Raw genomic sequence first — 22,229 nt, forward strand, 5'->3', positions numbered from 1 at the left:
AGGAAACCCCGTTGCTGGGACTGATCAAGCTCTACACCGTTCCGCGATACCGCCGGATGATGAAGGGAATCGCGAAAGACGCCAAGAAGCGCGGCTTGACCACTTCCGACTACATGCGCACGCTCGGCAGCAGCGACCTGGCCCGCTATCTCGTCCCGCCGATCAAGCCGATGGACGTCGAACGGTTCGGCCTGCCGCCGGATGCCAAGATCACCACGAAGCCGCTGCTGCCGAAGCCGGTTCGGGACGCCAAAGTCGCGCACGCCGCCGGGAATTGGCAGCCGGGCGCTGACCTGCTCGCCGGAATCGGGAAGGACTGGGACCGGCGCAGTTCGGTCGTGAGTCTTCTCGGCGAGGTCGCGGCCGACGACGACACCGCCCTGAAGGCTTGGCGGGCGGCCCGCCCCGACGACGCGGACGCCGCCGCGGTCCACGCCGACGCACTCACGAATGTGGCGTGGCAAATCCGCAGCGCCCGGCAGGCGAAGTACGTCAGTGCGGAGCAATTCAGGGGATTCCAGCGCGTGCTCGACGAGGCCGACGAAGCGAGCCAGACCGCCGCCGAACTCGCTCCCGACGACCCGACGCCGTGGGCGACACGGTGCATGATCGCGATGGGCCGGCAGTACGGTCACGACGAATTCCGCACGGTGTGGGACGGCGTCCTGGCGCGCGATCCATTGCACGTCCACGCGCACGCGCGTGCCCTGCAGTACTGGTGCGACAAGTGGTTCGGCACCAATGATCTGATGTGGACATTCGCCGAAGAGGGCGCGGCGAAGCATCCGAAACTGGCGTGGCTGCCGCTTGCCGCGGCGTTCGAAGCGTCTTTCGCCGGCGTCAAGGACGCGTGGCGGGACAAGCGCGTCGAAGCCGCGCTCGACCGGCTGCTGCCGTGGCTCGACGGCGAGGGCCGGGATGCGCCGGACACCCCGAACAGCCGTGCCTTCGCCGCCCGTGCGCTCGTCGAACTCCGGCGCGGTACCGAGGCGGTGGAGCAGTTCCGCCACCTCGGCCGGAGCGCGTCCGGACGGGTGTGGTCGTACAGCGGTTACGGAGCGAGCCACGAATTCCGGACTCACCGGAACCGGGCCTGCCGGCTCGCCAAGTAGCGGGGACCGGTCCCGGACGACCAGTGGTCTCCTGGCCCGGTTCCCGAATCTGAGGTGGTGTCCGAGGTGTTCCCGACCAGCCCTTACCAGCCGATGCCCGCGTCGGGCGCGAACGCGGAGCAGGAGGTGCGGCGAGGAATCCGGTCGATGCGGTGGGCGATCGGCGGCCAGGCCGTGCTTTACCTGGCGCTCGCGGCCTTTGTCGGTTACCTGCTCGGGCTTGGCGGCACGTCGAGCGCGGTGGCCTTGCCGGTGACGATCCTGGTGATCAACTCGGCGCTGACCAGCGCGCTCGTGGTGTGCGCTGTCCTGCTGGGCAGGCGGCAGCGCGCGGTCATGCTCGCGCTCATCTGGCTGGAGTGCGGGTTCATGGCGATGCTGCTGCTCGGCGCGATCCTGACGTTCGCCACGAGTTCGGCATCCGCGGGCGCGCCGGTCGGGCTGATCCTGTGGGGTTTCTTGATGCAGGCTGTGCTGCGCCCCTTGCAGAAGCCGGAGATCCGGGTCGCGTTCGGGCTGAAACCGATCAAGCCGCGGCAGCGGAAGAAGGGAAAACTGCCCGGCCCCTGAAACCAGGGGCCGGGCAGTTTCCGCGGAGCTCGCTCAGCGGTTCTGCGCCACCAGCTCGGCGATCTGCACGGTGTTCAGCGCCGCCCCCTTGCGGAGGTTGTCGGCGGAGACGAACAACGCGAGGCCGCGGCCGTCCGGGACGCCCGGGTCGGTGCGGATGCGCCCGACCAGGCTCGGGTCGATTCCCGCGGCCTGTAGCGGCGTCGGCACGTCCGCCAGTTGCACGCCCGGCGCGTTCGACAGCAGTTCGGTCGCCCGCTCGACCGACAGCGGCCGTTCGAATTCGACGTTGATCGACAGAGAGTGCCCGGTGAACACCGGCACCCGGACGCACGTGCCGGACACCAGCAGCTCCGGGATGCCCAGGATCTTCCGGCTTTCGTTGCGCAGCTTCTGTTCCTCGTCCGTCTCGAACGTGCCGTCGTCCACAATGGACCCGGCCATCGGCAGGACGTTGAACGCGATCGGCGCGACGTACTTGGCCGGGGCCGGGAATTCGACCGCCGAACCGTCGTGCGTCAGCGAGGCCGCGCGCGAGGCGACAGCGTTCACCTGCGCGGCGAGCTCGTCGACGCCGGCGAGACCGCTGCCGGACACCGCCTGGTAGGTGCTCGCGATGATCCGCACCAGACCGGCTTCGTCGTGCAGCGGCTTGAGAACCGGCATCGCGGCCATGGTGGTGCAGTTGGGGTTCGCGATGATCCCCTTCCGCACGTCCTTGATCGCCTCCGGGTTGACCTCGCTGACGATCAGCGGCACGTCCGGGTCGCGGCGGAACGCCGACGAGTTGTCGACCACGATCGCGCCCGCCTCGGCGAACCGCGGCGCCTGCTCGCGCGAGGTCGCGCCGCCAGCGGAGAACAGCGCGATGTCCAAACCGGACAGATCAGCGGTCGCGGTGTCCTCGACGGTGATTTCCTCGTCGCGCCACGGCAACGTGCGCCCCGCCGAACGGGCCGACGCGAAGTACCGGATCTGCTCGACCGGGAAATTCCGCTCGTCGAGCAGCTTCCGCATCACAGCGCCGACCTGGCCGGTAGCCCCGACCACCCCGACGCGAAGACCCTGCGCCATCAGCGACCACTCCCCGCGTAGACGACGGCTTCCTCGTCGCCGCCCAGTTCGAACGCCTCGTGGATCGCGCGCACGGCCTCGTCGAGCTGCGCGTCGCGGATCAGCACCGAAATGCGGATCTCCGAGGTGTTGATGATTTCGATGTTCACGCCCGCGTTGGCCAGCGCCTCGCAGAAGGTCGCGGTGACGCCAGGGTGCGAACGCATCCCGGCGCCGACGAGCGACACCTTGCCGACATGGTCGTCGTACAGCACGGACTCGAAGCCGATCTCCGCCTTGATCTTCTCGAGTTCCTTGACCGCCTTGGCCCCGTTGGCCTTCGACAGCGTGAAGGTGATGTCGGTGCGGCCCGAGGACGTGCTGGACACGTTCTGCAGCACCATGTCGATGTCGATCTCGGCGTCGGCGACGACCCGGAAGATCTTGCCCGCGGCGCCGGCGTGGTCCGGCACGCCGGTCACGGTGATCTTCGCTTCCGAGCGGTCGTGTGCCACACCGGTGATCAGCGCTTGTTCCACGGGGATCTCCTCGATCGATCCGGCCACCGTGGTGCCCGGCTTGTCGCTGTAAGAAGAACGGACTCGGATCGGCACGCCGTAGCGGCGCGCGTACTCGACCGAACGCAGGTGCAGGATCTTCGATCCGCTCGCCGCGAGCTCCAGCATCTCCTCGTACGGGATGGTGTCGAGCTTTTTGGCGTCCGGCACGATCCGGGGGTCGGCCGAATACACACCGTCCACATCGGAATAGATCTCGCAGACGTCCGCGTTCAGCGCGGCGGCGAGCGCGACCGCGGTCGTGTCGGAACCGCCTCGGCCGAGCGTCGTGATGTCCTTGGTGTCCTGTGCCACGCCTTGGAAACCGGCCACCAGCGCGACGTAACCCTGTTCGAGCGCCTCGGTGACGCGGCTCGGAGTGACGTCGATGATGCGCGCGTTGCCGTGCACCGATGTGGTGACCACGCCCGCTTGCGAACCGGTGAACGACCAGGCTTGCGCGCCCTGCGCGGAAATGGCCATCGCGACCAGCGAATTCGAGATGCGCTCACCGGCGGTGAGCAGCATGTCCATTTCCCGCTCCGGCGGTGCCGGGTTCACTTGCTGCGCCAGATCGAGCAGCTCATCAGTGGTGTCGCCCATCGCCGAGCACACGACGACCACGTCGTTGCCCGCCTTCTTGGTCGCGACGATCCGTTCTGCCACGCGCTTGATCCGGTCGGCACTTTCCAGCGACGATCCGCCGTACTTCTGGACCACGAGGGCCACGCCCGAACCTCCTTGACGGGCCGGGGCGTACTCCTTGGAGGGCACCGAGGAGCGCCCACGGCCCTTCATTTGGAGAAGAGCCTACCGGCGCGAACGGCGCTCGCCACCCCATCGAGTGGTCCGCCACGGCCCGTCAGGAGGGTTTGGAAGTAAATTTTCCTTAACGCCAGGGGAAAGCTCGAAGCCCTTCCTCCGGAGTGACGGAGAGCACTCCCCGGCCGTACTACCTTCGCCGCATGCGCAAACCAGCCGAGACGAGCGTCCCCGTCGCGCCGGCCATCGCCGAGCGCTGGAGCCCGCGGGCCTACGACGAGACCGCCGTGATCACCGACGCCCAGCTGACCGCATTGCTCGAAGCCGCCAGGTGGGCGCCGTCTTTCGGCAACACCCAGCCGGCGCGCTACCTCGTCGGCCGACGGGGCGATCCGGTGTTCCCCCGCATCCTCGCGACGCTGAACTCGGGGAACCAGGCGTGGGCGTTCCGGGCGAGCGCGTTGCTGATCGGCGTGATGGTCACCACGAACGAGAAGGGCGAGGTGCCCTACGCCGACTACGGACTGGGTTTGGCGACCGAGAACCTCGTCCTCCAGGCGGTCGAACTCGGCCTGATCGCACACCAGATGGCGGGCTTCTCGCCGGAGCAGGTGCATGAGGAATTCGGCCTGCCCGAGGACGCGGTGGCCCGGGTGGCGATCGCCGTCGGGTCCCCCGGCGACCCGTCCGTACTGGACGACCCGCGCCGGATCGAACGGGAACTGGCCCCTCGGCGACGGCTGCCGCTCGCGGAGTTCGCCTTCGGCGACCAATGGGGCTCGCCGGCACTGTGACCGTTTTGTGAGCAATCTGGGGAACCGGCGTCGCGCCATTGAGGTCAGATGGACACCAAACCGGTCAGGCAGCTGAATCGGTGGGATTCTTCTCAAGGAGTGACGAAATGCGTACAGCGATGCCGGTTGCACTGGCGGTTTCCGCGACGGCGATGGCGTTCGCGCTGTCCGGGTGCTCTTCCGAGGACACCCCCGCCCCGCCGATCGCCCCTCCGCCCGCTTCGTCCGCCGCGGCCGCGCCCTCCTCCTCGGCCGCCGCTCCCGCCGGTGAATCCGCCTCCGCCGAATACACCAAGCAGGGCACGAAGCTGAAGATCGGCGAGAAGGCCGTGGTGCCGTTCAAGTCGAAGAACAACACCGGCGCGGTCGGGGTGACGGTGACCGGGATCGACAAGGGCGTCGAGGCCGACCTGGCCCCGCTCAAGCTGGGCGACCGGGCCAAGGGGATGACGCCGTACTACATCCAGGTCAAGGTCACGAACGAGACCGGCACGGACTTCGCGTACGCCTCGCTGGGCCTGATGAACGGCCTGCTTGCGGACGGCACGAAGGGTCCGCACGTGACGGTGATCGGCAAGTTCGAGAAGTGCGACAGCGAGAACGCGGACAAGACGTTCACCACGAAGGGGGCGTCGTTCACCAGCTGCGTGCTGGCACTGGCCCCGGCGGGCGCGGAGGTGAAGGGCGCCAGCTACAGCGCGAGCACGTATCGGGACCTGGCTCCGGAGACCGACTACGGCAAGGAAGCGGTGACCTGGCAGTCCTGACGGACTGGACACCGGTCAGCGGGCGAATTCAAGGAAGCGGCTGTCTCCTTGAATTCGCTCGCACCGCAGTTCAAGGACCTTGAAAAGCGCCGGTCAGGCGCCCGCGCCCCCGACCCGGCGGATGATCTTCGCCAGGATCCCCGACACGATCAGCCAGAACACCGCCGCGATGCCGTAGTTCACCAGCACTCGCAGCTTCGCGTCGCTCGGCGTGAACAGGTCCTTGAAGCCGAGCGACAGGCCGTCGGCCCAGCTGCGGACGAACGAGACGATGCCGTTGCCCTGGTTGGCCTCGCCGATGACGAAAATCACGTGCAGCACCAAGACCGCGGCGAAGAGCAGCCCGACCCAGCGCACGAGTGCCGCGAGGAAGGACACCCCGCGCTCACGAGTGCGCCGCCAGTCCACCGGGGTGCGCTGGGGACGCGCCTTCGCCTCGGTTTCCTGCGCTTGTTCCGCGTGCTCGCCCATGCCGGGCAGTCTGGCACGTCGTTTCGCGGGCCGCTACCCGCTAGTAACAGGTATCAGCCACCCGACGTAACAGTTCGATCGCGACGGGCGGCTTTCCTTTCGCGGCGCCGGGTGGTTACAGTGACCCCGTGGCGCGTGAACTCCTGCTTCGCTGCCGCGACGGGGCCTGATCTGACCGGCTCCTCGTCGCGGGGCTTTGTGGTGCCGGTCGTCCGCACCGATCCCGTCAGGAGATTTTCCCGCGATGAGCACCGACCCTCGTACCACTAACTCCCGTCTGCGCACGCCCTCTCGTCCCGCGCCCGCCGGACAGCCCTCGTGGAACCCGCAGCGCGGCACGTCCATGCCGGTCCACCGTTACCGCCCCTGGTACGACGTCGTCGAGAACATCGACGTACCCGACCGCACCTGGCCGGACAAGCGCATCGAGCGCGCGCCGCTGTGGTGCGCGGTCGACCTGCGCGACGGAAACCAGGCGCTGATCGACCCGATGTCGCCTGCCCGCAAGCGCAAGTTCTTCGACCTGCTGGTCCGCATGGGCTACAAGGAGATCGAGGTCGGTTTCCCGGCCGCGTCGCAGACCGACTTCGACTTCGTGCGCGAGATCATCGACGAGGGTGCGATCCCGGACGACGTGCACATCCAGGTGCTGACCCAGTGCCGCCCCGAGCTGATCGAGCGCACCTTCCAGGCGCTCGAGGGTGCGCCGCGGGCGATCGTCCACATTTACAACTCGACGTCGATCCTGCAGCGCCGTGTGGTGTTCCGCGAGGAGCGCGAGGGCATCAAGAAGATCGCGACGCAGGCCGCTGAAATGGTCGTCGAGCTGGCGGCGAAGCAGCCGGACACCGACTTCCGCTTCCAGTACTCGCCCGAGTCCTACACCGGAACCGAGCTGTCCTACGCGCTCGAGGTGTGCAACGCGGTCACCGAGATCTGGCAGCCGACGCCGGAGAAGCCGGTGATCCTGAACCTGCCGGCGACCGTCGAGATGGCCACCCCGAACGTGTACGCGGACTCGATCGAGTGGATGTCGCGCAACCTGGAGCGCCGCGATTCGGTGATCCTGTCGCTGCACCCGCACAACGACCGCGGCACCGGCATCGCCGCCGCCGAACTGGGCTACCAGGCCGGCGCGGACCGGATCGAGGGCTGCCTGTTCGGCAATGGCGAGCGCACCGGCAACGTCGACCTGGTCGCGCTGGGCATGAACCTCTACAGCCAGGGCATCGACCCGCAGATCGACTTCTCCGACATGGACGAGATCAAGCGGACCGTCGAGTACTGCAACCAGCTGCCGGTCCCGGAACGCTCCCCGTGGGGCGGCGACCTGGTGTTCACCGCCTTCTCCGGCAGCCACCAGGACGCGATCAACAAGGGCCTCGACGCGATGAAGGACGCCGCGGACAAGAAGGGCGTCCCGGTCGACGAGCACCCGTGGGAGGTCCCGTACCTGCCGATCGACCCGAAGGACGTCGGCCGCACCTACGAGGCCGTGATCCGGGTGAACTCGCAGTCCGGCAAGGGCGGCGTCGCCTACATCATGAAGGCCGAGCACCAGCTGGACCTGCCGCGCCGGCTGCAGATGGAGTTCTCGAAGGTCATCCAGGCCTACACCGACACCGAGGGCGGCGAGGTCGACCCGGCCACGATGTGGCGCGCGTTCTCCGCCGAGTACCTGGAGTCGAAGACCCCGCTGGAGCTGATCAAGCAGCGGGTCACCGACAACGGCGGCGGCGAGTACGACCTCGAGGCCACGGTGAAGGTCGAGGGCGACGAGCACGAGATCACCGGCCGCGGCAACGGGCCGATCGCCGCGTTCTTCGACGCACTGTCCACTGTGGGCTACGACCTGCGGCTCCTGGACTACAGCGAGCACACGCTGAGCCCCGGCGACGACTCGCGTGCCGCGTCCTACATCGAATGCGCGATCTCGGACCGCGTGTTCTGGGGCATCGGCGTCGACCCGTCGATCGTCACCGCTTCGCTGCGGGCCGTGGTGAGCGCGGTCAACCGGGCGAACCGCTGATCCGAGCCTGACAGCGCCCCAATGCCACATTGGGTGCGTCACACGCACCCAATGTGGCGTTCGGTGCGTCGCATGCACCCAATGCCACATTGGGGTGGGCGGGGCGGGAGGTAGGTGTGCGGGCTGAGCGGCTGGTCGCGTTGCTGTTCACGCTGCACCGCAAACGCGCGGGCACCGTCGGGGAGCTGGCCGACGAGCTCGGCGTGACCGAACGGACGATGCGGCGGGATCTCGCCGCGTTGCGCGAAGCCGGCGTGCCGCTTTGGAGCGAACCAGGGCGGCACGGCGGCATCCGGCTCGTGGACGGCTGGCGTTCGCGGCTCGACGGCCTCACTTCCCGGGAGGCCGTCGCGCTGCTGGCCCTCGACGTGCCAGACGCACTTGCTGGGCTCGGCCTCGGCACCGCGGTGGCCGCGGCGCACGCGAAGGTGTCCGCGAGCATGCCCGCTCAGCTGCAGGAACAGGCCAGGACGGTCGCCGAGCGGTTTCATCTCGACGCCTCGGCCTGGTTCACCTCGCCGGACGACGCCGCCGCACTGCCCGCGGTCGCGAAGGCGGTGTGGACTCAGCAACGGCTCGACGTGCGCTACCGGCGCCGTGACAAGGTCACCCGGCGGACGCTCGATCCGTTGGGTCTCGTGCTGAAAGCCGGGGTTTGGTACCTGGTGGCGCGCGTCGAAGAAGGCCTGCGGACGTATCGCGTCTCGCGGTTGACGGCGGTCGCCGAAACCGGTGAAACCTTTGCCCGGCCGGAAGAATTCTCGCTCGCGGATTGGTGGCGCGCGTCGTCGGCGGAGTTCGAGAAGATGCCGCTGCCGTTGAAGGTGACGGCTCGGCTCGACCGTTCCGCGGCGGGTGCGTTGCGGCGGGTTTTCGGCCCGGAGCACGTGAACGAGGTGCTGGTGTCGCTCGGCCCGAGGGACGACGACGGGTGGGCCGAGGCCGAGTTCGCCATGGAAGGCAAGGAAGTCGCCGTCGGACAGCTGGTTTCCCTCGGCCCCGGCGTCGAGGTGCTGACCCCGCCGGAGATCCGCGCCGCGGTCGCGGAATTCGGTCAAGCGCTGGCTGATCGCAACAAGGATCAGCGGTAGCCGCTGGCGTCGGCGGGCTTTCCGGGTTCCTGGACCTCCTCGATGTAGCGCCACGCGTCCGGACGGCTGCCGTCCACGTCGTCGATCTCGTAGACCTTCGCCAGCTGTCCGCTGGAAACGGTCTGGCCGGTCCAGCGGTGCCGGTCCGCGTCAGCGGCGAGGGCGACGACCGTGCGGCCGGAGAAGGTCGGCGATTCCGAGATCACGAAGTGCGGCTCGCGGACGGTCGCGTCGCGCCAGTTTTCCTCGGTGACCTCGAAAATCTCCAGCATCGCTTCCGAACGCAGCCAACCCGGTGTGAACGCGATCGCGGTGCAATCGTGCGCCTTCAGTTCGGCCGCCTCGCCGACCGCCAAGACGTTGATCGCCGCCTTGGCGAGGTAGTACGGCAGCGACGTGCCCTCGCGGTACTTCTGGTTGTACTCGGCGGTGCCGTCGGTCAGCTCGATCACGAGCCCGCCCGGACGGCGGATCACCAGCGGGAACAGGTGGTGGCTGGTGATCAGGTGGGCGTCGAGGGACAGCCGCATCATCCGCAGGCTGGCGTCCAGCGAATGCTCCCAGACCGGTTTGCCCCACTCCAGGTAACGGTCGCCGCCCCAGATGCCGTCGACCAGGATGTCGAGCCCGCCGTGCTCGGCGTCGATCCGCTTGGCGAGCGCGGCGACCTCGTCGCTCACCAGGTGGTCGACCCGCAGCGCGGTTCCTTTGCCGCCCACGGCTTCGATCCGCTCCAGGGTGTCCTCAATGGTCTCCGGACGGTCCACTTCGGACCTTCCGGCCCGCGTCGTTCGACCGGTGACGTACACGTACGCCCCGGCCCGGCCCAGCTCGACCGCGATCGCCCGGCTCGCCCCGCGCGTGCCGCCCGCCACGAGCGCGACCTTGCCCGCCAGTTCCCCGCTCATTCCGTTCGTCCCCTTTTCTCTCGGTGAACCACCAGCGTGCGGCCGAACCCTGACATCCTCTGTCCGGGTTCTGGAAATCTGTGTCCCGGCTGTGCCTTGCTGTGAAGAGCCGGTGATCGGGACTCATCTGGGCTGCGGTGACGGTTAATGGAGATATGGACGCTACGACGGCTGGGCTGGTGGTGCTATTCGTCGTCTCGCTGGTGCCGGTGCTGCCCACCGAGGTGACACTGCTCGGCATGGGCGTGGCCGCCGCGCAGCACGGGACCTCGCTGGCCGTCGTGATCGCGGTCGCGAGCTTCGGCTGCCTGCTGTCTGACCAGGCGTTGTACGCGCTCGGGCGGTTCGGCGGGGCTCGGGTGCTGGCCCGGCTGAGCCGTCGGCGCAAGCTGGCCGCCGGGCTGAACTGGCTCGACGGACGTTTGCAACGGCATCCGCGGCCGGTCCTGGTGGTCGCGCGCTGGCTGCCTTCCGGCGGGACGGTCGGCGCACTGCTGGCCGGCTCGTTGCGGTGGCGGTTCACTGAGTTTCTGACCGCATCCGCGATCGGGGTGCTGCTGTGGACGTCGTATGCCGCGTTCCTCGGCTACGCCGGCGGGCAACTGGTCGCCGAGCCCGGGCTGAGCCTCGCGTTGTCGCTGACCATCGCGGTGGTGCTGGGCACGGCGATCACTCTCGGGATCCGACGGCACGCAGCGCCGAGTACAGCGCCTTGATCAGCGGTTCGTTCTCCGGAGCGGCCGCGGCGGGGAACGGGATCCGGCGGCGGGTGTAGCCGTACGCGATGCCGTTGCGCGGGTCGGCGAACGCCTGCTGGCCGCCCGCGCCGCTGTGCCCGAAGCTGCCCTGGCCCAACTCCGGGCAGTACTCGCCGGTGGCGTGGAATCCGACGCCGAACGCCTTGTGCTGATGCAACACCACGTCGTGGCCGACGGACTGGATCTGCGCGAACTCGGCGACGGTTTCCGCCTTCAGCAGCGGCGGTTCTCCGTCCAGCGGACTGATCGCCGCGGCGTACATCCGGGCCAACCCGCGAGCTGACGCGACGCCGCCGAACGAGGCCGGGCCGAGCCGCCGGACCTCCGGGAGATTCGGCAGTTCCCAGACTTCCGGGCCGTCCGGACGGTGCCGGTTGAACGCGATCCCGTTCAGGCTGTTCGCGGCGGGCGGGGCGATCTGCCGCTCGGGGGTCAGGATCATCGGCTGCGCGCTGACGAATCGCGGCTCCAGTTCGGCGGGGAGGCCGAGATAAAAGTCCACTGTGTACGGATCGCGGACCCGTTCGGCGAAGTGTTCCTGGATGGTGCGGCCGGTCGCCCGCAGCACGACCTCGCCGCTGAGCGCGCCGATGACCAGCGCGTGGTAGCCGAACGCGCTCCCCGGCCGCCAGAACGGACGCTGACGAGCAAGCCGTTCCGCGACGATCCGGTCGTCCGCGAGTTCCGCACGGCTGAATCCTTCGTCGGCCCCGACCAGTCCGGCTCGGTGCGCCAGGAGTTCTCGCAGGGTGACGTCGGCCGAGAACTCCGGCCAGTAGTGGCGCACCCGCTGGTCGAGGTCGAGCACTCCGTCCTGGACCAGCAGCGCGACGACCAGGTGAGCCGCGCCTTTCGTCGCGGAGTAGGCACCAAGCAGGGCGTCCCCGTCGACGCCGGTCCACAAGTCGACTATCCGCTCGCCGCGGTGGTACGCCACCAGTTGAGCGGCTCCGTCGGCGACTGCCGCGAACGTGTCCCGCACCTGTTCGAAACCGGGCTGCACGATGCCCTCGATGGTTGCCATGCCACGACCGTACACCTATTAATAACCATTGGTCACTAACTCTGTCTCGGTAGAGTCCCGAGCTATGACTCGACCGCGGCCAGGCCGCCCCGCGCAGCTCGACCGCGAGCGGATCGTCGACGCGGCGTTGTCCGCGGGGAACCTCGACACGCTGACCATGCGCGAACTGGCCGCGCGGCTGGGCGTGACGCATGGCGCGCTCTACCGCTGGGTCGCCAATCGGGACGCACTGTTCGATCTGATCAGCGAGGTGGTGCTGGAGCGGGTGCTTCCGGCGGAAGGCCCGCCACGCCGGTCTTGGCGGCCATGGCTCGCCCAGGTCGCGTGGGCGATGCACGACCAATTCCTCGCGGTCCCCGGTTACGCGACCCGGTTGTCCAGGCCGCACCGGCACAACGCGGATTCGTTCGGCAGGCTGCGCTCTCAGGTGGTCACCGCGTTCACCAACGCCGGTGTTCCGCCGGAGCTGGCCGAGCAGAGCTGGTACATCTTCATCACGTGCACGGTCAGCTGGCTCGCAGTGCGGGAAAACCCGCTCGACCTCGGGCCGGACGCGCCGCGGTTTGAGCTGTTTCTCGATACCTTGCTGCGAGGGCTTCCCGCCCGGGAACCCGGTTAAGTCGTCAGCGCAGCCACTTCGGCACGCAACTCGTCGATCACAGTCGCGACCGCCGGACGATTCGCCGCACCCGTACGGCACACCACTTCCACCAACCGCGCTGCCCGGATCCCGGCCAACGGACGACCGACCAAACCACTGCCCCGCCGAGTGTCCATTGTGTACCGAGGCATCAACGCGATCCCGTGCCCCGCCGCGACAAGCCGTTCGGTGATGCGGAAATCGTTGATGCGCTGGACGATCTGCGGCCGCACCCCGGTGCGCACGGTCAGCGAGCGCAGAACGTCGTCGACCGGGAACCCGTGGTCGACCGAGATCCAGCGTTCGTCGGCGAGGTCGGCCAGTCCGACTCGGCGGTTGCGGGCGAGGCGGTGTCCGACGGGCAGGGCGACGTCCAGTGGTTCGCGCAGCAGCGGGACGACGTCGAGGCGTTCGGTGTCGAATTCGGGAGCGTGCTCGTCTCGGTGGGCGACAACGACGTCGTAGTCGGCGACCAGGCCGGGCACCTGCGGCGGGACCATGTCGACGTCGCGGACGTCGACCTCGAGGTTGTCGTACTGCTCGATCCGGCGCAGCAGGCCGGGCAGGAGCATCAGGCCCGCGGATTGGAAGATCGCGATCCGGACGCGTCCGCGCGGGGCGCTGCGATAGGTGGCCAGTTCCGCTTCGGCCCGGTCCAGTGCGGCCAGGACGTCGTCGGCGCGGGCGACCAGTGCGCGGCCCGCGTCGGTGAGGCGCAGGCCGCGGCCTGCTGGTTCGGTGAGTGCGATGCCGACCTCCGCCTGCAACGCGCGCAACTGCTGGGAGATCGCCGACGGCGTGCAGTGCAGCGCCCGAGCGGCGGCGGTGACGCTGCCCCGATCGGCGAATTCGCGCAGCGTGCGGAGCCTGCCCAAGTCCATCCGCGCAGTGTATGTGAAGCACAGCTACACAGTCGGTGCAGTTTTTCTCGCTGGTGCTTCAAGGTTTGCCTAGGCAGAGTGGCGGGCATGGCCATCCGGGACCGTCTGCTCGCTGTGTTCGTCGCCGTCTTGTGGGGCCTCAATTTCATTGCGATCCACGCCACACTCGGCCAATTCCCGCCGATGTTCGCGGGTGCGCTGCGGTTTCTGCTGATCGCGATTCCGACGGTCTTCCTCGTGCCGCGGCCGCGCGTGAAGCTGCGGTACCTCCTCGGCTACGGGCTCGGGTTCGGCACCGGGCAGTTCGCGTTCCTGTTCGTCGCGATGCACCTGGGCATGCCGACCGGGCTCGCATCGCTGGTGTTGCAGGCGTCCGCGCCGTTCACCGTGCTGCTGGGCGCGGTGCTGCTGCGGGAACGCGTCTCCGGACGGCAGCTGGCCGGGATCCTGCTCGCGGTGGCGGGCATGACCGCGATCGCCTGGCAGCAGTCCGCCCACGCCGCGCTGGTGCCGGTGCTGCTGACCTTGCTGGCCGCGCTGAGCTGGGCGATCGGCAACCTGAGCATGCGCCGCGCGGAGCCGGACAACCCGTTGCACCTGACGCTGTGGATGTCGGTGGTGCCGCCGCTGCCGATGCTGGCGCTGTCGAGCATCTTCGAAGGCCCCGGCGCGGCTTGGCATTCGCTGGCGACGCTCGGCACCAAGACCGGCCTGATCGGCATCGCGGGCCTGGCGTACGTCGTCGTCTTCGGGACGGTCGTGGGCTCCGGCATCTGGACCACGCTGATGCGCCGCAACCCGGCGGGCGTGGTCGCGCCGTTCTCGCTGCTCGTGCCGGTGGTGGGATTGACGGCGTCGTTCTTCATCCTCGGCGAGGAGCCGACGGTCCTGACCCTGGTCGCGGCGGCGGTGGTGATCGGCGGGGTGCTGCTGGGCTCGCTGCGGAGGAAGCCCGCGGTCACGCCGGAGGAGCTGCTGCCGGTGTGAGGGTCACCGGCCGGGACGCTGCCGCAGCAGCTCCGGCACCCGGTCGTATGCCTTCAGCTCGCCTGCCAGCTCCGGGACCAGGTAGCCGAGCACCCGCAGAATCGTCTCGTGGTCCTTCCACAGATGCCGGTGATGAATCGGCTCGTGATGCATGATCCGGTTGCGGAACAGCAGCACGGTGCGCAAATCCGTGTGCAGATCACGCCGTTTGCCGCGGTAGAAGGCGAACGTGCGATGCAGGTGCGGGACCCACAGCGTCCGGTCGTAGGCACTGCTGAGCGTGGACACCCAGAACCCGAGCGACAGGTTGGCCACGAGGTCGTCCGGGGTCCGCGGCCGTCCGCGCACAGTCAGCTTGCGCCGGGCCTCGGCCAGCTTGCCGACGCCGTCGGGGCGCAGCGGGGCGACCCGCCACCAGTCTTCCCGGCCGAACGCCGTCGCCAGCGTGCGGTGCAGGCCGTTCCGCAGCGCCAGCTCCAGGCAATGCAGCGCCGGGTAGAACGCCGCGGAAACCTCCACGTTCCACCAATAGAGCGCACTTGCCCTGGCGAGATCGCCTTCCGCCTTCGCGAGATACGGAGCGAACCTCGGGGTCGACAGACCTTCCTCGATCCACCCCGGCTCCTCCGGCATCAGCCGTCCCTCCCCCTTTTTTTGCCCCCTCCGGGCTGGAGGGGATGTGCTAGTATGGCGCAGTACGCCCCGGGTCGCCTCTGCTTTCGCATGCCGCCCGGGGCATCGCTTATTTCCGGGCCCAGGAACAGAAAACCCCCGGCACGTCCGAAGACCCGCCGGGGGAATCCCGTCAGCTAGTTCAGGCGACCGCGTCGTTCTTCTCCTCCGCCTGCGAGGACGCCTCCGCGTGCCGGGCCATGCGCTTCTTCAGCACCAGCGTCACCACCACGCCGATCACCAGCGCCGCTCCGAGGCCTGCCCACTGGAAGCCCTTCAGCCACTTGTCGGCGACCACGCCGAGGTAGTAGATGAGCGCCGTCGTCCCGCCTGCCCAGACGATGCCGCCCAGGGCGTTCGCGACAAGGAAGCGCGGGTAGTGCATGTTCAGCGACCCGGCGAGCGGGCCGGCCAGGATGCGCAGCACCGCGACGAACCGGCCGAAGAACACAGCCCACATACCGCGTTTGTGGAACATCTTTTCGGCGCTCGCGATGTGGTCGGGGCCGAAATGCTTGGGAAACTTCCGGCCGGCCCAGGCGAACAGCCGTTTGCCGCCCTTCTTGCCGATCAGGTACCCGATGCTGTCGCCGATGATCGCGCCCGCCGAAGCCAGCACGCCGATCCACAGCGGGTTCAGGCCGCTGTGCGACGACGCCAGCAGCGCCGCGCTCACCAGCACGATCTCCCCCGGCAACGGAATGCCCAGGCTTTCGACCATCACCACCAAGCCCACCAACAGGTAGACCGACAGCGGAGGGATCGCCTCCAGCACGTGGTCGATGTTCACTGCCAACCCCCTTGTGATTCGTGCCTGGTCTCCGCAGGGTACCCAGGTCGAAAGCTTTCCCGCGTCCACCTGGAGTCGGGGGTGGGGTCCGCCTTCCGGCAGGGTTTTTTCAGGGTTTTTCCGACATAACACGCAAAGCGCGCGATTCGAAGTACTCCCGTTCCGGGAGGCTCAAGGTGCGCTGGGCGGCGCGGACGTAGCAGTCGTGGGCACCTCGCGGATCACCGGACAGTTCGAGGAGATGGGCGCGGACCACGTCGGCCCGGTAGTGGTCCAGGTGCTCGGTCGCGTCCAATTCGGCCAGCGCGACCGCCGGGCCTTCGACGCGGGCAAGCGCGACCAAGCGGTTGAGGGTGACCATCGGACCGGGCGCGATCTGCCGCAGGAGGTCGTACAGCAGCAGGATCTGCGGCCAGTCGGTGTCGTCAGCGGTCGGGGCTTCGTCGTGCACGGCGGCGATCGCGGCTTGCAGCTGGTACGGGCCGACCGGGGTGTTCGCCAGCGCGTGTTCGATGAGGGCGCTGCCTTCGGCGATCGCGGCCGCGTCCCAGAGCGAACGGTCTTGGTCGACCAGCGGCACGGGGATGCCGTCCTGGCCGGTGCGGGCGGGGCGGCGGGCGTCGGTGAGCAGCATGAGAGCGAGCAGCCCGGCGACCTCGCCGTCGTCAGGGAGCAAGGCGTGCAGTTGCCGGGCGAGCCGGATGGCCTCCGCGGTCAGTTCGACGCGGTTCACCTCGCTGCCGGAGCTGGCGGTGTGGCCTTCGGTGAACACCAGATACAGCACCTGCAATACCGCGGCGACGCGTTCCGGCAGCTCGTCCTGGGGCGGCAGGGCGAAATCCGCACCGCGCAGCTTCTGCTTCGCGCGGCTGATTCGCTGGCCGATCGTCGGCTCCGGGACCAGGTACGCCCGCGCGATCTCGGCGGTGGTCAGGCCGCCGACGGCACGCAACGTGAGAGCCACCTGCGACGGGCGGGTCAACGCGGGATGGCAGCAGAGCAACAGCAGGGTGAGGGTGTCGTCTTGCTGCGGCACGAGTTCGAAGGACGGCGGTTTCAGTGCGGCCACCGTCTCCTCGCGGCGGATCCGCGCGGCCTCGTTGCGCCACATCTCGATCCGCCGCCGCGAAGCGGTCGTGATGAGCCAGGCCTTCGGATTGTCCGGGACCCCGTCCTTCGGCCACTGCACGGCGGCGGCGAGCAGGGCCTCCTGCACGGCGTCCTCGCATTTGCCGAAATCGCCGTAGCGGCGCACGAGCGCGGTCAGCACCTGCGGGATGAGGTCGCGCAGGAGGCCGTCGATCACAGCTCGAAGTCCACGTCGCCGGTCAGCCCCATCACGGGCCGCACCTCGATCGTCGCGTACGGGGCCTCCGGGATCCGCGCGGCGATCTCCAGCGCGCGGGCCTCCGAATCGCATTCCAGCAGGTAGAACCCGGCGAGCTGTTCCTTGATCTCGGCGAATGGCCCGTCGGTGGTGCTCACGCCGTCCGCGCTCACCCGGACCTGCTTCGTCAGCTCCGGCGCGGCCAGCCGCTCGGACACGATCCGCTCGCCGGTGCCCGCCAGCTCCTCGTGGAACCGCTGGTAAGCCCGCAGACCCTCGGCCTTCTGCTCGTCGGTCATCCCCGCCCACGCCGCGCGCGACGCCGGGTTGCCGTAGATCAGGACCAGATACTTCATCGGGAGCCTCCTCGAAAAGTTTTTCCACCCCAGATGTCGAAGCAGGGCGGACGGCTTCGACGTCCCGGACGAACACCGAGTCCGGGAAAAGGAGACCACAGAATGTCCGAAAACGAGATCCGCGACCTGCTGGCCGAGCGCACCGCCGCGATGCACGCGAAGGACCCGCAGCGGGTCGTCGCGAGCTACACCGAGAAGGCGGTCAAATTCGATCTCGCCCCGCCGCTGCGCACGACCGGCGCTTCCGCGGAGCACGTCGCGCAGTGGATGAGCACCTTCGACGGGCCGATTTCCTATACGTACCACGACGAGGAGATCACCGTGTCCGGCGATCTCGCGGTGGTGGCGGCGCTGGCGAAACTGACCGCGACGCCGCAGGGCCAGAGCGAATCGTTCACGCTCTGGTTCCGCGCCACGCTTGCCTTGCGGCGCACCGGAAACGACTGGCTGATCGCGCACGAGCACAACTCGACGCCGTTCCACATGGACGGTTCGTTCCGCGCCGCTGTCGACCTTCAGCCCTGAAAACGCGGTGAAGGGCTCCTCGAATTGCTTCGGGGAGCCCTTCACCGGCGGTCAGAGGATTTCGGCGGCCGAACCGACGTCCGGCGGGCCGAGGTCCGGGTTCAGCGCCCCGGCGTCGACCAGTTCCACCTCGACCTTGTGCGGCTGGATCCGGCCGTCGCGGATGTCCTCCGCGTAGTGGCAGGCCACCCGGTGCCCGTCGCCGATCTCGCGCAGCTGCGGGCGATCGGTGCCGCACAGGCTTTCCTGCTTCCACGGGCACCGCGTGTGAAACCGGCAGCCCGACGGCGGATTGGCGGGCGAAGGCAGGTCGCCGGCCAGCAGGATCTGCTCGCGGCTGTCCTCCACCACCGGGTCCGGCACCGGGATCGCCGAGAGCAGCGCGCGCGTGTAGGGGTGCAGCGGATTCTGATACAGCTCCTCCGACGTCGTTTCCTCGACCAGCGCGCCGAGGTACATCACGCCGATCCGGTCGGAGATGTGCCGGACCACCGCGAGGTCGTGCGCGATCACCACGTAGGTGAGACCGAGCTTGTCCTGCAGATCCTCCAGCAGGTTCACCACCTGCGCCTGCACCGAAACGTCGAGCGCGGACACCGGTTCGTCGGCGACGATCAGGTCCGGCTCCACCGCGAGCGCCCGCGCGATGCCGATGCGCTGGCGCTGGCCGCCGGAGAACTCGTGCGGGTACTTCCGCAGCGCGGTCTCCGGAAGGCCGACCGCGCTCAGCAGTTCGCGCAGCCGTTTCGCGGTGGACTCCTTGTCCTTGTCCAGCCCGTGCGCGCGCATGCCCTCGACGAGGATCGACTCGACCGACTGACGCGGGTCCAGGCTCGACATCGGGTCCTGGAACACCATCTGCATCCGCCGGCGCGCCTTGCGCAACTGCTCGCCCTTGAGCTGTGCGACATCGGTGCCGTCGAACACGACCTTGCCGCCGGTCGGCTCGTTGAGCCGCAGGATCGCGCGGCCGAGCGTCGACTTGCCGCAGCCGGATTCGCCGACCAGGCCGTAGGTTTCGCCGCGGCGGATCGACAGGTCGACCCCGTCGACCGCGAACACGTGCCCCACCGTGCGGTCCACGATGATGCCGCGCTTGATCGGGAAGTGCACCTTGAGGTCGGTGACCTCGAGCAGCACCTCGTCGGTGTTCGCCACCGTCATCGGGTTCCTCCTCCTGCCGCCACGGCGGGTTGCACCGGGTTGTGGCAGCGCAGCAAGCCGTTCCGGTCGGGAACGAGCTCCGGCGAATGCTCCAGGCAGGCCTGGATCGCGTTCGGGCAGCGCGGCGCGAACGCGCAGCCGCCGTCCCACGGGATGTTGTCGGCCACCGAACCGCGGATCGGCACGAGCTTCTCGCCGCGGCCCTCGTCGAGCCGCGGGATCGAGGACAGCAGGCCGTGCGTATACGGATGGCGCGGCTGCGCGAACAGCGAATGCCGTTCCTGGCGCTCCACGATCCGGCCGCCGTAGAGCACGTTGACCTCGTCGCAGAGCCCGGCGACGACGCCGAGATCGTGCGTGATCATCACCAGCGCGGTCCCGGTGTCCTGCACCAGTTCCCGCAGCAGCGCGAGGATCTGCGCCTGGATCGTCACGTCGAGCGCGGTGGTCGGCTCGTCGGCGATGAGCAGCCGCGGACGGCAGGCCAGCGCGATCGCGATCAGCGCACGCTGGCGCATCCCGCCGGAAAGCTGGTGCGGGTACTCGGAAAGCCGCCGCGTCGGGTCGGGGATGCCGACCTTGTCGAGCAGTTCCGCCGCTTCGATCCGCGCCTTCTTGCGCGGCATGTCGCGGTGGCGCTCCAGCACCTCGGTGATCTGCAGCCCGATCGGGATGACCGGGTTCAGCGAGGACAGCGGATCCTGGAACACCATGCCGAGATCGCGGCCGCGCCGGTCGCGCATTTCGCGGTCGGACAGGGTCAGCAGGTCGGTGCCCTCGAAGCGCACCGAACCGCTGACGGTGTTGCCGCGCTTGGCGAGCAGCCGCATGATCGCGAGCGACGTCACCGACTTGCCGCAGCCGGACTCGCCGACCAGACCGACCGTCTGGCCGGGTTCGACGTCGAAACTCACGCCGTCGACCGCGGTGAACGGACGCTCGCCGCGGCGCTGGAACACGACCTTCAGGTCGCGGACTTCGAGAAGTGCCACGGGGTCACCGCCGGTTCTTCGGGTCGAGGGCTTCGCGGAGGGACTCGCCGAGCAGCGTGAACCCGAGCGCCACGATGATGATCGCGATCGCCGGGTAGTAGGCCAGCTCGGGCCGGATGTCGAGGAAGTGCTGGGAAGCGTTGCCCAGCATCAAACCCCACTCCGCGCGGGTCGGGTCCGGGTCGCCGAGACCGAGGAACGACAGCGCCGCGGCCTCCAGGATCGCGGTCGCCAGGGTCAGCGTCGCCTGCACGATCACCGGGCCGAGCGAGTTCGGCAGCATGTGCCGGAACACGACCGTCGTCCGCTTCACGCCGAGCGACGTCGCCGCGAGCACGTGGTCCGCCTCGCGCTGGGCGAGCATCGAACCGCGCAGCAGCCGGGCGAAAATCGGCACGCCGATGATCGACACCGCAATGATCACCGTCCACTGGCTCGGCTTCGCGAACAGCGAGGCGATCGATATCGCCAGCAGCAGCGAGGGAAACGCCAGCAGCACGTCGACCACTCGCATGAGGACCGTGTCGACCCAACCGCCGAAGGCACCCGCGAGACCGCCGATAAGCGCACCGATGAGCACGCCGATCACCGTGGCGAGCACGCCGACCAGCAGGGTCTGCTGTGCGCCGATCAGCAGCCGGGACAGGAAGTCGCGGCCGAAATCGTCGACGCCGAGCGGGAAACCGGGCTGTGCGCCGGGAATGATGCCGCGGCCGAGGATGACCTTGTCCTGCAAATACCGGACCTGTGGATCCTTCGGCGCGAGCAGCGGCGCGAAAATCGCCAGCAGCAGGAACAGCAGGATGATCACGCCGCCGACGATGGCCACCGGACTGCGCAGCATCCGGCGCAATGCCTCGGCGCCGAGGCTGCGCCCGCCCGCCGACGCCGCGGCGAGCTTGTCGATCGGCTCTTTCTTCTTGTTCAGCAGAGTGTTCACCGCACACGCACCCTCGGGTCGATGAGCCCGTAGGAAATATCCACGAGCATGTTCACGAGCACGTAGACCAGTGCCCCGAGAAGCAGCAGCGCCTGCAGCCGCGGGTAGTCCCGCTTGTCGATCCCTTCGGCGAGAAGGAATCCGAGGCCGCGGAAGTTGAACACTCGCTCGGTCAGCACGGCGCCGCCGAGCAGCGCGCCGGTCTGCAGGCCGATCGTGGTGATCACCGGCAGCAAGGCGTTGCGCAGCACGTGCCGCTGGCGGACCACGGGCTGCGTGAGGCCCTTCGAGTTCGCGGTGCGGATGAAGTCCTCGTTGAACACGTCGAGCACCGAAGCGCGGGTGATCCGGGTGATCACCGCGAGCGGAATGGTGGCGAGCGCGAGCGCGGGAAGAATGAGGTGCTTGATCGCGTCCCACACCGCGTCCCATTCGCCGGTCATCATTCCGTCGAGAATGGCGAAATGCGTGACGACGGTGGCGTCGATACCCGGAGCCTGCCTGCCCTGCGACGGCAAGCCGAGCGGCGTGGAAAGCAGGTCCTGCATCATGTAGCCGAGGAAGAAGATCGGCACCGCGACGCCGACCAGGGTCAGCACGATGATGACGTTGTCGACGATCTGCCCGCGGAACCGCGCGGCGAGATAGCCGAACGAGATCCCGAGCGCCACGGCGATGATCATCGCGGTGATGCCCAGTTCAATGGTGGCCGGAAGGAACGTGCCGATCTCCGACATCACCGGCCGCGACGACACGAGCGAATTGCCGAAATCGCCGGTGACCGCGCGGCCGAGGAATTTGAAGTACTGCACGAAAATCGGCTGGTCGAGGCCGAGCACGTGGTTCAGGTTCGCGAGTTTTTCCGGAGTCGCCTTGTCCCCGAGCAGAGCGGACGCGGGCCCGCCGGGGAGTGAGCGCAACCAGGCGAACACCAGGATGGACAGGATGAGCAGCGTCGGGATCGCTTGTAGCAGCCGACGCACGAGAAAACGGAGCACGAGTAGTCCTTTGTGTACAGCCCGGGAACGAGGCCAAGGGCAGGCGCGGTAGCACCTGCCC

The 22,229-nt window shown here is 68.5% G+C and carries 24 protein-coding genes; 10 read left to right on the plus strand and 14 right to left on the minus strand.

The features are described 5' to 3' along the window. The first annotated feature begins 11 nt into the window (after positions 1–11). Both H4281_RS20835 and H4281_RS20840 read left to right on the plus strand, forming a co-directional pair. On the plus strand, positions 12–1,112 hold the full coding sequence (locus tag H4281_RS20835; protein WP_182892629.1) for a DUF4034 domain-containing protein: 1,101 nt from the start codon (positions 12–14) through the stop codon (positions 1,110–1,112). 57 nt (positions 1,113–1,169) lie between these two features. Beyond that, on the plus strand, positions 1,170–1,682 hold the full coding sequence (locus H4281_RS20840) for a hypothetical protein (protein WP_182892630.1): 513 nt from the start codon (positions 1,170–1,172) through the stop codon (positions 1,680–1,682). 33 nt (positions 1,683–1,715) lie between these two features. On the opposite strand, the gene H4281_RS20845 is transcribed toward H4281_RS20840, so the two are convergent. Together H4281_RS20845 and H4281_RS20850 are read right to left on the minus strand one after the other, a co-directional pair. After that, the gene (locus H4281_RS20845; protein WP_037808435.1) at positions 1,716–2,756 is read right to left on the minus strand and encodes an aspartate-semialdehyde dehydrogenase; all 1,041 of its coding nucleotides are present in this window, start codon (positions 2,754–2,756) and stop codon (positions 1,716–1,718) included. Further along, positions 2,756–4,021, minus strand: coding sequence for an aspartate kinase (locus H4281_RS20850; protein WP_037808437.1), 1,266 nt, complete (start codon positions 4,019–4,021; stop codon positions 2,756–2,758). The genes H4281_RS20845 and H4281_RS20850 overlap by 1 nt, the downstream gene beginning before the upstream one ends. A 236-nt stretch (positions 4,022–4,257) precedes the next feature. On the opposite strand from H4281_RS20850, the gene H4281_RS20855 reads away from it, so the two are divergent. Together H4281_RS20855 and H4281_RS20860 are read left to right on the plus strand one after the other, a co-directional pair. Next, on the plus strand, positions 4,258–4,848 hold the full coding sequence (locus H4281_RS20855) for a nitroreductase family protein (RefSeq protein ID WP_182892631.1): 591 nt from the start codon (positions 4,258–4,260) through the stop codon (positions 4,846–4,848). Positions 4,849–4,955: 107 nt separating this feature from the next. After that, positions 4,956–5,615 (plus strand): hypothetical protein, encoded by a 660-nt coding sequence (locus H4281_RS20860; RefSeq protein WP_182892632.1) that lies wholly within the window; start codon positions 4,956–4,958, stop codon positions 5,613–5,615. A 93-nt stretch (positions 5,616–5,708) separates the two neighbouring features. On the opposite strand, the gene H4281_RS20865 is transcribed toward H4281_RS20860, so the two are convergent. Continuing rightward, a complete protein-coding gene (locus H4281_RS20865) occupies positions 5,709–6,086 on the minus strand; it encodes a hypothetical protein (RefSeq protein ID WP_182892633.1) in 378 nt (125 codons plus the stop codon). 244 nt (positions 6,087–6,330) lie between these two features. Here H4281_RS20865 and leuA point away from each other — a divergent pair, with 244 nt between their 5' ends. Both leuA and H4281_RS20875 read left to right on the plus strand, forming a co-directional pair. Beyond that, positions 6,331–8,115, plus strand: a complete 1,785-nt coding sequence (gene leuA, locus H4281_RS20870; protein WP_182892634.1) for a 2-isopropylmalate synthase — start codon at positions 6,331–6,333, stop codon at positions 8,113–8,115. Positions 8,116–8,231: 116 nt separating this feature from the next. Beyond that, positions 8,232–9,206: a helix-turn-helix transcriptional regulator gene (locus tag H4281_RS20875; protein WP_182892635.1), complete on the plus strand. Its 975-nt coding sequence runs from the start codon at positions 8,232–8,234 to the stop codon at positions 9,204–9,206. Here the strand turns inward: H4281_RS20875 and H4281_RS20880 are convergent. Next, a complete protein-coding gene (locus H4281_RS20880) occupies positions 9,197–10,114 on the minus strand; it encodes an SDR family oxidoreductase (RefSeq protein WP_182892636.1) in 918 nt (305 codons plus the stop codon). The genes H4281_RS20875 and H4281_RS20880 overlap by 10 nt on opposite strands. Before the next feature lie 155 nt (positions 10,115–10,269). On the opposite strand from H4281_RS20880, the gene H4281_RS20885 reads away from it, so the two are divergent. After that, positions 10,270–10,830: a DedA family protein gene (locus H4281_RS20885; protein WP_182892637.1), complete on the plus strand. Its 561-nt coding sequence runs from the start codon at positions 10,270–10,272 to the stop codon at positions 10,828–10,830. On the opposite strand, the gene H4281_RS20890 is transcribed toward H4281_RS20885, so the two are convergent. Further along, entirely contained in the window at positions 10,784–11,896 is a 1,113-nt protein-coding gene (locus H4281_RS20890) for a serine hydrolase domain-containing protein (RefSeq protein WP_182892638.1), read from the minus strand. The two genes, H4281_RS20885 and H4281_RS20890, sit on opposite strands and share 47 nt — an antisense overlap. Positions 11,897–11,960: 64 nt before the next feature. On the opposite strand from H4281_RS20890, the gene H4281_RS20895 reads away from it, so the two are divergent. Beyond that, positions 11,961–12,515 carry a TetR family transcriptional regulator gene (locus tag H4281_RS20895; RefSeq protein WP_182892639.1) on the plus strand — a complete coding sequence of 185 codons (555 nt, stop codon included), beginning with the start codon at positions 11,961–11,963 and terminating at the stop codon, positions 12,513–12,515. Here the strand turns inward: H4281_RS20895 and H4281_RS20900 are convergent. Continuing rightward, positions 12,512–13,417, minus strand: coding sequence for a LysR family transcriptional regulator (locus tag H4281_RS20900; RefSeq protein ID WP_182892640.1), 906 nt, complete (start codon positions 13,415–13,417; stop codon positions 12,512–12,514). The two genes, H4281_RS20895 and H4281_RS20900, sit on opposite strands and share 4 nt — an antisense overlap. Before the next feature lie 87 nt (positions 13,418–13,504). On the opposite strand from H4281_RS20900, the gene H4281_RS20905 reads away from it, so the two are divergent. After that, positions 13,505–14,404: an EamA family transporter gene (locus H4281_RS20905; protein ID WP_182892641.1), complete on the plus strand. Its 900-nt coding sequence runs from the start codon at positions 13,505–13,507 to the stop codon at positions 14,402–14,404. Between the two features lie 3 nt (positions 14,405–14,407). Here the strand turns inward: H4281_RS20905 and H4281_RS20910 are convergent, their stop codons facing one another. The 4 genes from H4281_RS20910 to H4281_RS20925 all read right to left on the minus strand — a co-directional run bounded on the left by H4281_RS20910 (position 14,408) and on the right by H4281_RS20925 (position 17,549). After that, the gene (locus tag H4281_RS20910) at positions 14,408–15,037 is read right to left on the minus strand and encodes a Clp protease/crotonase-like domain-containing protein (RefSeq protein ID WP_182892642.1); all 630 of its coding nucleotides are present in this window, start codon (positions 15,035–15,037) and stop codon (positions 14,408–14,410) included. Positions 15,038–15,218: 181 nt separating this feature from the next. Continuing rightward, on the minus strand, positions 15,219–15,866 hold the full coding sequence (locus H4281_RS20915; protein ID WP_182892643.1) for a DedA family protein: 648 nt from the start codon (positions 15,864–15,866) through the stop codon (positions 15,219–15,221). Positions 15,867–15,975: 109 nt separating this feature from the next. Beyond that, positions 15,976–17,172 carry an RNA polymerase sigma factor gene (locus tag H4281_RS20920; RefSeq protein ID WP_182892644.1) on the minus strand — a complete coding sequence of 399 codons (1,197 nt, stop codon included), beginning with the start codon at positions 17,170–17,172 and terminating at the stop codon, positions 15,976–15,978. After that, on the minus strand, positions 17,169–17,549 hold the full coding sequence (locus tag H4281_RS20925; RefSeq protein WP_182892645.1) for a YciI family protein: 381 nt from the start codon (positions 17,547–17,549) through the stop codon (positions 17,169–17,171). The genes H4281_RS20920 and H4281_RS20925 overlap by 4 nt, the downstream gene beginning before the upstream one ends. 102 nt (positions 17,550–17,651) lie before the next feature. Between H4281_RS20925 and H4281_RS20930 the strand changes: the two genes are divergently transcribed. Next, a complete protein-coding gene (locus H4281_RS20930) occupies positions 17,652–18,074 on the plus strand; it encodes a YybH family protein (protein WP_220507590.1) in 423 nt (140 codons plus the stop codon). 51 nt (positions 18,075–18,125) lie between these two features. Here the strand turns inward: H4281_RS20930 and H4281_RS20935 are convergent, their stop codons facing one another. Genes H4281_RS20935 through H4281_RS20950 form a run of 4 tightly spaced genes read right to left on the minus strand, consistent with a single transcriptional unit; the run spans position 18,126 to position 22,168 of the window. After that, positions 18,126–19,238 carry an ABC transporter ATP-binding protein gene (locus H4281_RS20935; protein ID WP_182892647.1) on the minus strand — a complete coding sequence of 371 codons (1,113 nt, stop codon included), beginning with the start codon at positions 19,236–19,238 and terminating at the stop codon, positions 18,126–18,128. Then, positions 19,235–20,230, minus strand: a complete 996-nt coding sequence (locus tag H4281_RS20940; protein ID WP_182892648.1) for an ABC transporter ATP-binding protein — start codon at positions 20,228–20,230, stop codon at positions 19,235–19,237. Before H4281_RS20940 ends, H4281_RS20935 begins: the two co-directional genes overlap by 4 nt. A 4-nt stretch (positions 20,231–20,234) precedes the next feature. Then, positions 20,235–21,170 carry an ABC transporter permease gene (locus H4281_RS20945; RefSeq protein WP_182892649.1) on the minus strand — a complete coding sequence of 312 codons (936 nt, stop codon included), beginning with the start codon at positions 21,168–21,170 and terminating at the stop codon, positions 20,235–20,237. After that, positions 21,167–22,168 carry an ABC transporter permease gene (locus tag H4281_RS20950; RefSeq protein ID WP_182892650.1) on the minus strand — a complete coding sequence of 334 codons (1,002 nt, stop codon included), beginning with the start codon at positions 22,166–22,168 and terminating at the stop codon, positions 21,167–21,169. Before H4281_RS20950 ends, H4281_RS20945 begins: the two co-directional genes overlap by 4 nt. Positions 22,169–22,229: the final 61 nt, after the last annotated feature.

This window comes from Amycolatopsis dendrobii (assembly GCF_014145675.1).
Taxonomy (GTDB): Bacteria; Actinomycetota; Actinomycetes; order Mycobacteriales; family Pseudonocardiaceae; genus Amycolatopsis; species Amycolatopsis dendrobii.

Coding starts and splice junctions, on each gene's coding strand:
- H4281_RS20845 (WP_037808435.1), bottom strand. CDS start 2,756: ATGGCGCAGGGTCTTCGCGTCGGGGTGGTCGGGGCTACCGGCCAGGTC.
- H4281_RS20855 (WP_182892631.1), top strand. CDS start 4,258: ATGCGCAAACCAGCCGAGACGAGCGTCCCCGTCGCGCCGGCCATCGCC.
- H4281_RS20860 (WP_182892632.1), top strand. CDS start 4,956: ATGCGTACAGCGATGCCGGTTGCACTGGCGGTTTCCGCGACGGCGATG.
- H4281_RS20865 (WP_182892633.1), bottom strand. CDS start 6,086: ATGGGCGAGCACGCGGAACAAGCGCAGGAAACCGAGGCGAAGGCGCGT.
- leuA (WP_182892634.1), top strand. CDS start 6,331: ATGAGCACCGACCCTCGTACCACTAACTCCCGTCTGCGCACGCCCTCT.
- H4281_RS20880 (WP_182892636.1), bottom strand. CDS start 10,114: ATGAGCGGGGAACTGGCGGGCAAGGTCGCGCTCGTGGCGGGCGGCACG.
- H4281_RS20885 (WP_182892637.1), top strand. CDS start 10,270: ATGGACGCTACGACGGCTGGGCTGGTGGTGCTATTCGTCGTCTCGCTG.
- H4281_RS20890 (WP_182892638.1), bottom strand. CDS start 11,896: ATGGCAACCATCGAGGGCATCGTGCAGCCCGGTTTCGAACAGGTGCGG.
- H4281_RS20895 (WP_182892639.1), top strand. CDS start 11,961: ATGACTCGACCGCGGCCAGGCCGCCCCGCGCAGCTCGACCGCGAGCGG.
- H4281_RS20900 (WP_182892640.1), bottom strand. CDS start 13,417: ATGGACTTGGGCAGGCTCCGCACGCTGCGCGAATTCGCCGATCGGGGC.
- H4281_RS20905 (WP_182892641.1), top strand. CDS start 13,505: ATGGCCATCCGGGACCGTCTGCTCGCTGTGTTCGTCGCCGTCTTGTGG.
- H4281_RS20910 (WP_182892642.1), bottom strand. CDS start 15,037: ATGCCGGAGGAGCCGGGGTGGATCGAGGAAGGTCTGTCGACCCCGAGG.
- H4281_RS20925 (WP_182892645.1), bottom strand. CDS start 17,549: ATGAAGTATCTGGTCCTGATCTACGGCAACCCGGCGTCGCGCGCGGCG.
- H4281_RS20930 (WP_220507590.1), top strand. CDS start 17,652: ATGTCCGAAAACGAGATCCGCGACCTGCTGGCCGAGCGCACCGCCGCG.
- H4281_RS20935 (WP_182892647.1), bottom strand. CDS start 19,238: ATGACGGTGGCGAACACCGACGAGGTGCTGCTCGAGGTCACCGACCTC.